This is a genomic window from Collinsella sp. AM23-17 (assembly GCF_003470945.1).
Classification (GTDB): Bacteria; Actinomycetota; Coriobacteriia; order Coriobacteriales; family Coriobacteriaceae; genus Collinsella; species Collinsella aerofaciens_O.
Map to the genome: position 1 here is coordinate 53,310 of NZ_QRHU01000015.1, position 10,509 is coordinate 63,818.

Here is a 10,509-nt window from a genome sequence, read left to right on the forward strand (position 1 = left end):
CCCGCGCCGCACTCAGGTGTGTGGTTTTGATTGCGGGTTGGCAGGAAGATGCATTCCTGCTATCATTCATCGGGTTGCTTCACGGCAACAGGTTTTTATCACGCACGCGCGGCTACTTCATACCGTGGTGCCCGGGCTTTGGTAGCACATGTCCGGGTTGGTTTTGGAGGATGACCCCGCGCGGAGGCAAACCACAGGAGGTTTAACATGGCTACCAAGATTAATATCCGCACCCTGCTCGAGGCCGGCTGCCACTTCGGCCACCAGACCCGTCGCTGGAACCCCAAGATGAAGCCGTTCATCTTCGGTGAGCGCAACGGCATCTACATCCTCGACCTCAAGCAGACCATCCTCGACGCCGACCAGGCCTACACCTTCGTCAAGAACGTCGCCAAGGGTGGCAACGTGCTGTTCGTCGGCACCAAGAAGCAGGCTCAGGAGGCCGTCAAGAACGCTGCTGAGCGCGCCAACATGCCCTACATCAACCAGCGTTGGCTCGGCGGTATGCTGACCAACTTCGTCACCATCCGCTCCCGCATCAACCGCATGGAGGAGCTCGAGGCCATGGTCGAGGACGGCCGCATGGCAGTGCTCCCCAAGAAGGAGCAGGCTGTGCTCGGCAAGGAGCTCACCAAGCTCCAGACCAACCTCGGTGGCGCCCGCGACATGAAGGGTCTGCCCCAGGCTCTCTTCGTCATCGACACCAAGCGCGAGGAGAACGCCATCAAGGAGGCCCAGCGCCTGAACATCCCCGTCGTCGCTCTGATCGACACCAACTCCGATCCCGACGAGGTCGAGTACGGCATCCCCTGCAACGATGACGCTATCTCTGCTGTCACCCTTATGTGCGAGCTCATGGCTGACGCCTGCCTCGCTGGCTCCGGCAAGGAGCAGGTCTCCGAGGCCGAGATGGCCGCTGAGCCCAAGGCCGAGTAAATCAGTCTTAGTTAATTCTTTTTCATCTCTTTGAAAGGAACCACAATGGCCCAGATTACCGCCGCTATGGTCAAGCAGCTCCGCGAGATGACCGACTCCCCGATGATGGAGTGCAAGAAGGCTCTCGTCGAGGCTGACGGCGACATGGACGCCGCTGTCGACGTTCTTCGTAAGAACGGCCTCGCCAAGGCTGCCAAGAAGGCTGGCCGCGAGACCAACGAGGGCGCTGTAGCCGCGTTCGTCTCCGAGGATGGCAAGACCGGCGCTCTGCTCGAGCTCTCCTGCGAGACCGACTTCGTTGGCTCCAACGCCAAGTTCACCGGCTTTGCTTCCAAGGTCGCCGAGGTTGTCGCCACCACCGAGCCGGCCGATGTCGATGCTCTGCTCGAGAAGCCGATGGGCGAGGAGACCGTTTCCTCCGAGCTCACCGAGATGATTCACATCATGGGCGAGAACATGAAGATCTCCCGCTTCGCTGCCCGCAAGGCCGAGAACGGCGCGCTCGCTTCTTACATCCACATGGGTGGTAAGATCGGCGTCCTCGTCGAGTTCGCCTTCGAGAAGGCCGAGACCGCTCAGACTGAGTCCTTCAAGACTTTCGCTCACGACGTTGCCCTTCAGGTTGCCGCCGTCGCCCCGATCTGCGCTACCCGCGATCAGGTTCCGACCGAGACCGTCGAGCACGAGAAGCAGATCTACATGGCTCAGGCTGCCGAGTCCGGCAAGCCCGAGGCCATCCAGGAGAAGATGGCTGTCGGCCGTCTGGAGAAGTTCTACAAGCAGTCCGTGCTCACCGAGCAGGAGTTCATCAAGGACAGCTCCCTCACCATCAAGAAGTACGCTGAGCAGGTCTCCAAGGAGCTCGGCGACACCATTACCGTCGTTGCCTTTGACCGTCTGGTCCGTGGCGAGTAAATAAGCTCTTGTAGCTGGTAATGAGCAGGCTGTGGGTTTTACTCACAGCCTGCTTTTTCATGGCTCTTATCAGAGCCTTTGATATCATATTGAGAGTCTAATTAAAGGAGGATCGCTTTGTCCGACATCCGATATAAACGCGTGCTTCTTAAGCTTTCCGGCGAAGCACTGATGGGCGACGGCCAATATGGCATTGACCCCAAGGTTACCGACCATCTTGCCAAGCAGGTCAAGGAGCTGCTCGCCGTTGGCCATGAGGTCGGCGTCGTTGTCGGCGGCGGCAATATTTTCCGCGGCATGGCAGGCGCTGCCGGTGGCATGGAGCGTGCTCAGGCCGACTACATGGGCATGCTGGCAACCGTTATGAACGCGCTCGCCCTGCAGGATGCCTTCGAGCATAACGATGTTCCCTGCCGCGTGATGAGCGCTATCCAGATGAACGAGATCTGCGAGCCCTATATTCGCCGTCGCGCTATCAACCACCTTTCCAAGGGCAACGTTGTTATTTTTGCCGCCGGTTCGGGTAATCCGTACTTTACGACCGACACCGCCGCGGCTCTTCGTGCGTGCGAGATCGGCGCCGAGATTCTGATTAAAGCCACCAAGGTTGACGGCATCTACGACAAGGATCCCGTCAAGTGCGCCGATGCCGTCCGTTTTGACAAGATTACTTATCACGAGGTTCTCGTTCGCGGCCTGCAGGTTATGGATTCCACAGCTACGGCCCTGTGCCAGGATAACCGTATGCCTATTTTGGTCCTCAACATCGATGGCGAGGACACCGTCAAACGCGCGCTCGCGGGTGAGCCCGTCGGCACGCTCGTCTATCAGGAGGATTAAGCATGGCAGAGAACATCACCGCCCATATGGACAAGTCGCTCGAGTCCCTCAAGCATAACTTCTCCAAGGTCCGTACCGGTCGCGCCAACGCCAACATTCTGTCCGACATCACCGTCGATTATTACGGTGTCCCCACGCCGGTCACGCAGGTTGCCGCCGTCAAGACCCCCGAGGCTCACATGCTGCTCATCGAGCCGTGGGACAAGGCCCTCATCAATGCTATCGTCAAGGCCATCGGCGCTTCCGATCTGGGTATTACCCCCAACTCCGATGGCACCGTCGTTCGTCTTCCGTTCCCGGCTCCCACTGAGGAGCGCCGTCGCGAGCTCGTCAAGGAGTGCCGCGAGTACGCCGAGCAGGCCAAGGTGTCTATCCGTAACATCCGTCGCGACTTCAACAACAAGCTCGAGCGCGATGAGGAGCTCACCGAGGACGATGTCCGTCGCGAGCAGGCCAAGGTCCAGAAGCACACCGATGAGTATGTCGCCAAGGTCGAGGAGCTTCTGAAGGAAAAAGAAGCCGAGGTCATGGAGATCTAAGGTGCAATACGACGAGCATAAACTGGTCGAGTACTTTGCCGACGCCCCTGCGGGCGTCGGTTTTTCCGACCTTGACCTCAATAACATTCCGCACCATATCTCGTGCATCATGGACGGCAACGGTCGTTGGGCCACGTCGCGCGGTCTTGCACGCACCGAGGGTCATAAGGCAGGTATCCTCTCGCTGCGCGAGATCATTACCGCCTGCGTGCGCCTGGGCGTCGACGTGCTTTCTGCCTATGCGTTTTCTACCGAAAACTGGAACCGTCCGCAGCATGAGGTCAACGTCTTGATGCATCTGTTTGCCAAGACGTTTATCGACGAGCTGCCGCTTCTGAAGCGCGAAAACGTGCGTGTTGTCTTTTTGGGCGACATTTCCGCGCTGCCCAAGAAGACCCGCGACGTTTTTGAACGCGGTCTTGCCGAGTGCGCCGATCACACCGGTATGACGCTGGCGCTTGCCGTCAACTACGGCGCGCGTGCCGAGATTACCCGCGCTGTCCGTCAGATTGCACTCGACGCTGCCGCCGGTAAGATCGATCCTGCCGCAATTGATGACGACATGGTGGCTTCCCACCTCTATACTGCCGGCCTTCCCGATCCCGAACTTGTGATTCGCACCTCTGGTGAGCTGCGCCTTTCGAACTATCTGCTGTGGCAGGTGGCTTATTCCGAATTCTACGTCACCGATACCTATTGGCCCGACTTTGATCGTTGGGGCCTTGTCGACGCCATTTTGGCCTATCAGGGCCGTGACCGTAGGTTTGGTGGACTGAGCAAGACCGAGGAGGCTTAATCGTGTCCGATCGTCCCAAGGCATCTGCTCCCAAGACGCCAGTTTCCGCGGCGCCTGCGCGCAAGGCTGCCGCTGCGGGAGCACCTGCAGTAAAGAGCGGCACCGGTTCGTGGCTGGCGGGCTTTATTACCCGTGCCGCCGCCGGTATCGTCTACGCCGTTGTCTTTATCCTGTGCCTGGTTTTGGGTATCGTGCCCACGGCCATCTTTGTTTCTGTCATGAGCGGTCTGTGCTGCTATGAGTTTTTCCGTATGACAAGGCTCGATGGCAAGATGGCTAACGAGCGCATGGGTATCGCTGCCGCCGTACTCTTTCCGCTGTCGGCGTTGGGCGATTCGATGTTGCTGAATGCCCTGCTTTTTGCCTTGATGCTCGCTGTGGGCATTTGGTATGTCTGGTCGCCGCGTACCCGCATCTCTGATGTGGCCGTGACGCTCATGGGTCCCATCTACACTGGCTTTATGCTGTCGGCTATCGTGCTGCTGCGCGATGCCGTGCCCGGTTTTGCCGGCGCCCTGCTTTCAGTGGGCGTTTGCGCGTCCCTTTGGGTCTCCGATTCGTTTGCCTACATCGTGGGCAGCCGTATCGGCAAGCACAAGATGGTTCCCAAGATTTCTCCCAAAAAGAGCTGGGAGGGGTTCGCCGGCGGCATCTTGGGCTCGGTTTTGATTTGGCTCATCCTGTGGGCGACGCACTTCTACAAGCTCAGCCTGCCCTATGCGCTGCTGTGCGGCGTGGTCGTGTCCATTCTGGGCGTTATCGGCGACCTTATCGAGTCGCGCATCAAGCGCGGTGTGGGCGTCAAAGATTCCGGCAACCTTATCCCGGGCCATGGCGGAATGCTCGATCGTAGCGATTCGCTTATCTTTGGCTGCATTACCGCGCAGCTGCTTTTGATGATCGGAGGCGTGCTGTAATGTCCTTCCAAACGACGTATGGCCCCGATGGACGCCTTCGCGTTGCCATCCTGGGTTGTACGGGCTCCATCGGCACCCAGGCACTCGATGTGTGCCGTCAGCATGCCGATCGCCTGCAGGTGACGGCGCTGTCCGTTAACTCCAGTACCTCCGAGCTCGTTGCCGCTGCCCGCGAGTTCTCGGTTCCGGCGGTTGCCGTGGCCGATGTCGCTCATGGCGATGACGCCGTGCTGCAGGAGTTGCCCGAGGGCACGCAGCTCGGTGTTGGCGCGCAGGCGGTTTGCGAGCTCGCGCGTCGCGACGATGTCGACTGCGTGCTCGTCGCTATTGTGGGCGCCGCCGGTCTCGAGGCGAGCCATGCGGCCTTGACCTCGAATAAGCGCCTTGCCCTTGCCAACAAGGAGTCCCTCGTCGTCGGTGGCGACTTGCTTATGCCGTTGGCGCAACCGGGCCAGCTTATTCCGGTCGACTCTGAGCATTCCGCCATCTACCAGTGCTATCTGGGGGAGAACCCGCGCGAGGCCCACTGCATTTGGCTCACCTGCTCGGGCGGTCCGTTCTTTGGCCGCACGCGCGACGAGCTCGATCGCGTGACGCGTGCCGATGCCCTCGCGCATCCCACGTGGGCCATGGGTGCCAAGATCACCATTGACTCCGCCACCCTCATGAACAAGGGCCTAGAGCGCATTGAGGCCATGCATCTGTTTAACTGCGACCTCGATTTCATTAACGTGGTCGTGCAGCGTCAGTCCAAGATTCACTCTATGGTCGAGTTCGCCGACGGCTCCGTGATGGCGCATCTCGGTGCATCCGACATGCGTATTCCCATCCAGTTCGCGTTCTCGTATCCCGAGCGTTGGGATACCCCGGCGCCTCGTATCGATTTCCGCGAGCTGGGGCAGCTCACGTTTGATGCTGCCGACATGGATACCTTCCGCTGTCTGGCGCTGGCCGAGCGTGCCGGCAAGACGGGTGGCACCATGCCGTGCGTGCTCAATGCCGCCAACGAGGTCGCCGTCGATGCCTTCCTGCACGATGGCTGCAGCTTTACCGATATCGATCGCATTGTGGAATCCTGCATGGATGCTCACGATATGCAGGCGGTCGATTCGTTTGAGCAGCTTTGCGACATAGATGCGTGGGCGCGTGAAAAGGCTGCGCAGGTGCTCGTCGCAACCCGTTCCTAACCCATAAGGATTGCTTTTTCGTTTTATGGATACTGTTCTGAGCTTTCTCTCATCGGTCTTTTGGGGCCTGCTGATGCTTTCCGTCCTCGTGTTTTTGCACGAGGGCGGCCACTTTTTGGCGGCGCGTGCCTGCGGCGTCCGTGTGACCGAGTTCTATTTGGGCCTGCCGTGCCGCTTTGACATCCATTACACGTCGCATCGCATTGGAACCAAGTTTGGCGTGACCCCGCTGCTGCTGGGTGGCTACGCTGCCATCTGCGGTATGGATCCGACCGACGTCTCGTGTGCCGATCGCGTGCTCGCGGCTATCTACCGTCATGGTCGCGTGACCGTGGCCGACCTTGCTGTCGAGCTCGAGCTTTCCGAGGAGGATGTGCTCGAGGCTTGTGCTCTGTTGCTGGGCTGGGGCTCCATCGCACCTTGGTATGAGGAAGGGGAGAAGCCCTCACCGAGCTACTATCCCACCATGTATCAGACACTGCCTCGAGACGCTGCGGGTTACACCACCTTTGACGGCCGCCGGTTCGATCGCGAACATTCAACTGCCAAGGGCGATGTGTGGGAGCTGCCGTGCGGCGAGGCCGAGTTCCTTGCGCAAGAGCGCTCGCATACCTATCTTGGCCAAGGCTTTCTCAAGCGCGCCTTTATGCTGCTCGCGGGCATTATCGTCAATATCTTGACGGGCTTTTTGCTCCTTATGAGCATCTATTCCATTGCGGGTGTCACCGTGCCGATGGATACCAACGTGATCGGTCAGGTTGACGAGGGGTCTATTGCCGCCAAGGCGGGTATCAAGTCCGGTGATGCGATCCTTTCGGTTGACGGTGTCTCATGTTCCACTTGGATGGACGTCTACGATGCCATCGGCAAGGCCGCCGGTAAGGACGATATTGCTATTGAGTATGAGCGCGATGGCAAGCAGTGCTCGACCTCGGTCGCACTCAAAGAGGGCGAACGTCTGGGCGTTTATGCCTCTACGCAGGTAGTCCGTTTGGACCCCATCACCTCGGCGCGCCTCTCCTTTTCGTATGTTGCGCAGACAGCGGAGGGCGTGATGCGCCTACTTCAGCCGCAGCATACGATGGAGATCCTCGATCAGTCCTCTTCGATCGTGGGTATTAGCGTCATGTCCTCGCAGGCAGCTGCTGCCGGTCCCATCACGTTCTTGTCGTTTGCCGCGCTCATTTCGTTCTCACTGGGCTTTATGAACTTGCTGCCCATCCCGCCGCTCGACGGCGGCAAGCTGCTTATTGAGATCATTCAAAAGATTGCTGGCCGCGAGCTGCCGCTCAAGGTCCAGACAATCGTGAGCTATGTGGGCGTCGCGCTCTTCGCGTTGCTGTTTGTCTATATGCTTCGTTCCGACATCCTTCGATTCATTCTGTAGGGGAGTGTTTGGATTGTCTCTATCCCATTTTTTGCCGCGCGAGCTGACGCGCCCCGTGCATGTGGGCGGCGTGCAGATCGGCGGCGGCGCGCCGGTGGTGGTTCAGTCCATGACCTGCACCGATACCGCTGATGCCCAGGCAACGCTTGCGCAAGTGTGCGCGTTGGCGCAGGCTGGCTGCGATATCGTGCGTGTGAGCGTGCCCACCGAGGCCGCGCTCGAGGGCTTTCGTACCATCTGTGCTGAGTCTCCGGTGCCGATTGTTGCCGATATTCACTTTAACCATAAGCTCGCCATTGGCGCCGTCGAGGCTGGTGCCGCCAAGCTGCGCATCAATCCCGGCAATATCGGTGATTGGGCTAAGGTCGATGCCGTCATCGACGCCGCCGGCGCTGCGGGCTGTGCGATTCGCATCGGTGTCAACGCCGGTTCACTCGAGCAGGATATCGCCGAGCGCGATGACCTCACGCAGCCCGAAAAGCTCGTGATGTCGAGCGAGCGTTTCGTCAAGCACTTTGAGGACCGCGGATTTACGAACATTGTGCTTTCGGCTAAGGCCCATAGCGTGCAAACGACGCTCGATACCTATCGAGCCCTGTCGCGTGAGATTCCCCACGTTCCGCTTCACCTGGGCGTAACCGAGGCGGGTACCAAACTCCAGGGCACCATCAAGAGCTCTGTAGGCTTGGGTATCTTGCTTTCCGAAGGCATCGGTGACACCATGCGTGTGTCGCTCACGGCCGATCCGGTCGAGGAGCCGCCGGTCGCTTGGGGTATTCTGCAGTCGCTGGGCCTGCGTCGCCGTGGCCCCGAGATTGTCTCGTGCCCCACATGTGCCCGCTGTCAGGTCAACCTCATTCCTATCGCCGAGGAGGTTACCGAGCGGCTTAAGAACTACTCCGCGCCGCTTTCGATCGCCGTGATGGGGTGTGCCGTTAATGGCCCCGGCGAGGCTTCCGACGCCGACCTAGGCGTGGCCTGTGGACGAGGTCAGGGCCTGCTCTTTTCGCATGGCCAGATCATTGGTAAAGTAGCTGAGGATCAAATTGTCGACGCTCTGATGGCCGAGGTCGACAAACTTATTGAGGAGAAATAAATGACCCGAGCAATGTATATGTCTAAGCTCTATGCGCCGACGCTTAAAGAGGATCCGGCGGACGCTGAGCTCGCCAGCCACCGCCTGCTGCTCCGTGCCGGCATGATCCGCAAGGAGGCCGCCGGTCTGTATTCCTACCTGCCGCTCGCTTGGCGCTCGATCCGCAAGATTGAGAACATCGTGCGCGACGAGATGGACGCCGCCGGCGCCCAGGAGCTTATGATGCCCATTATGGTCGACGCCGAGTTGTGGCGTGAGTCCGGCCGTATCGATGCCTATGGCAAGGAGCTTGTGCGCTTTGACGACCGTCATGGTCGCGAGTTCGTGCTGGGCCCCACGCACGAGGAGACCGTCACGGCCCTGGTGCGCAACGAGCTGCGCTCCTATAAGCAGCTGCCAGTGAACCTCTATCACATCCAGGATAAGTTCCGCGACGAGTTCCGTCCCCGTTTTGGCCTGATGCGCGGTCGCGAGTTCATCATGAAGGACGCCTACAGCTTCTCTGCTACGCAGGAGAGCCTGCAGGAGGAGTACGACAAGATGAAGCAGGCCTATGCCAACATTTGCGAGCGCTGCTACATCAAGGCTCTGCCCGTTGTCGCCGACTCCGGCGAGATCGGTGGCGATACCTCCGTCGAGTACATGGCTTTGGCCGACGCTGGCGAGGCTTCGCTCGTCTACTGCGACGATTGCGGCTTCGCTGCCGACGATGAGGCCGCAAGCACCAAGGTCGTTGTGACCGAGGGTCCTGGCGACGGTACGCTTACCAAGGTCGAGACTCCGGGCATGGGCACCATCGAGGCCGTTGCAAAGTTCTTCGGCTTCCCCGAGAACGGCACGCGCAAGTCTCTGGCACTCCTCGACGCCGAGGGCAAGCCCGTCGTGGCCATTGTTCCGGGCGACCACGAGCTCAACGATTGCAAGGCCGAGCATGTCTTTGGCAAGGCCTATCGCATGATGACTGATGAGGAGCTCCAGACCTACGGTCTGCATAAGGGCTTTATCGGACCGGTTAACCTGCCCGAGGGCATTCGCCTGGTGTGCGACGAGAGCCTGCGCGAGTCCAAGCAGTGGGCCTGCGGTGCCAACGAGGTCGATTATCACTTTACCGGTGCCTGCCCCGAGCGCGACTTTACCGTCGACGAGTGGGCCGACCTGGTAACCGTCGTTGCCGGCGATCCCTGCCCGCACTGCGGCAAGCCGCTCTCTGCTGCTCGCGGCATCGAGGTCTCGCAGGTCTTCCAGCTGGGTACCAAGTATTCCGAGGCCATGGGCGCCACCTTTATGGACGAGGACGGCAAGGAGAAGCCGCTTATCATGGGTTGCTACGGCGTTGGTGTGTCCCGCTCGCTTGCTGCCGTCGTGGAGCAGCACAACGACGAACACGGCATCGTCTGGCCGGTCTCCGTTGCCCCGTACGAGGTCGCGGTGATTCCGCTCGATCCCAAGAAGGAGGAGTGCGCTAACGTTTGCGACCAAATCGTCGAGGGCCTGTGCGCCGAGGGTATCGAGGTTGTCGTCGATGACCGTGACGAGCGTCCTGGCTTTAAGTTTGCCGATAACGACCTCATGGGCTTCCCGTATCAGGTCGTGCTTGGCAAGCGTGGCCTCAAGAATGGTACTGTGGAGCTCAAGGACCGTGCCACGGGCGAGCGTGAGGACGTGGCGATCGACGAGGTCGTCGCCAAGATTGCCGAGCTTGTTAAGGCGGCCCGCCGTTAATCGACGTTTCTGCTATTAGATGTAATTGCGGGGCTGCTCCGTATCTCTCTTAGGATGAGATGCGGAGCAGTCTATTTTGTTGGAATAAACTCGATGGGTAAAGAAAACCCCACAGCCCATATTGAACTGCGCCCCAATTCTTGGACGGGCTAATAAGCGGCCTACGCCGCACAT

The 10,509-nt window shown here is 59.5% G+C and carries 10 protein-coding genes; all 10 read left to right on the forward strand.

The window, feature by feature from the left end:
• Nucleotides 1–207: 207 nt before the first annotated feature.
• Nucleotides 208–936 carry a 30S ribosomal protein S2 gene (gene rpsB / locus DW645_RS06925; protein WP_006236109.1) on the forward strand — a complete coding sequence of 243 codons (729 nt, stop codon included), beginning with the start codon at nt 208–210 and terminating at the stop codon, nt 934–936.
• A 45-nt stretch (nt 937–981) separates the two neighbouring features.
• A complete protein-coding gene (gene tsf / locus DW645_RS06930) occupies nt 982–1,851 on the forward strand; it encodes a translation elongation factor Ts (protein ID WP_118227023.1) in 870 nt (289 codons plus the stop codon).
• Nucleotides 1,852–1,968: 117 nt separating this feature from the next.
• Nucleotides 1,969–2,691 carry a UMP kinase gene (gene pyrH, locus DW645_RS06935; RefSeq protein ID WP_040359955.1) on the forward strand — a complete coding sequence of 241 codons (723 nt, stop codon included), beginning with the start codon at nt 1,969–1,971 and terminating at the stop codon, nt 2,689–2,691.
• Nucleotides 2,692–2,693: 2 nt separating this feature from the next.
• Nucleotides 2,694–3,230 carry a ribosome recycling factor gene (gene frr / locus DW645_RS06940; protein ID WP_006236112.1) on the forward strand — a complete coding sequence of 179 codons (537 nt, stop codon included), beginning with the start codon at nt 2,694–2,696 and terminating at the stop codon, nt 3,228–3,230.
• A gap of 1 nt (nt 3,231) precedes the next feature.
• Complete coding sequence (locus tag DW645_RS06945; RefSeq protein ID WP_089573403.1) at nt 3,232–4,026, forward strand: isoprenyl transferase; 795 nt, start codon at nt 3,232–3,234, stop codon at nt 4,024–4,026.
• 2 nt (nt 4,027–4,028) lie between these two features.
• Entirely contained in the window at nt 4,029–4,943 is a 915-nt protein-coding gene (locus DW645_RS06950) for a phosphatidate cytidylyltransferase (protein ID WP_233540731.1), read from the forward strand.
• The gene (gene dxr / locus DW645_RS06955; protein ID WP_118227025.1) at nt 4,943–6,130 is read left to right on the forward strand and encodes a 1-deoxy-D-xylulose-5-phosphate reductoisomerase; all 1,188 of its coding nucleotides are present in this window, start codon (nt 4,943–4,945) and stop codon (nt 6,128–6,130) included. Before DW645_RS06950 ends, dxr begins: the two co-directional genes overlap by 1 nt.
• A gap of 25 nt (nt 6,131–6,155) precedes the next feature.
• Entirely contained in the window at nt 6,156–7,517 is a 1,362-nt protein-coding gene (locus tag DW645_RS06960) for an RIP metalloprotease (RefSeq protein WP_118227027.1), read from the forward strand.
• A 13-nt stretch (nt 7,518–7,530) separates the two neighbouring features.
• Entirely contained in the window at nt 7,531–8,613 is a 1,083-nt protein-coding gene (gene ispG, locus DW645_RS06965; RefSeq protein WP_118227029.1) for a flavodoxin-dependent (E)-4-hydroxy-3-methylbut-2-enyl-diphosphate synthase, read from the forward strand.
• Entirely contained in the window at nt 8,614–10,335 is a 1,722-nt protein-coding gene (locus DW645_RS06970) for a proline--tRNA ligase (RefSeq protein WP_233540732.1), read from the forward strand. It abuts the gene before it with no gap.
• The last annotated feature ends 174 nt before the right edge of the window (nt 10,336–10,509 follow it).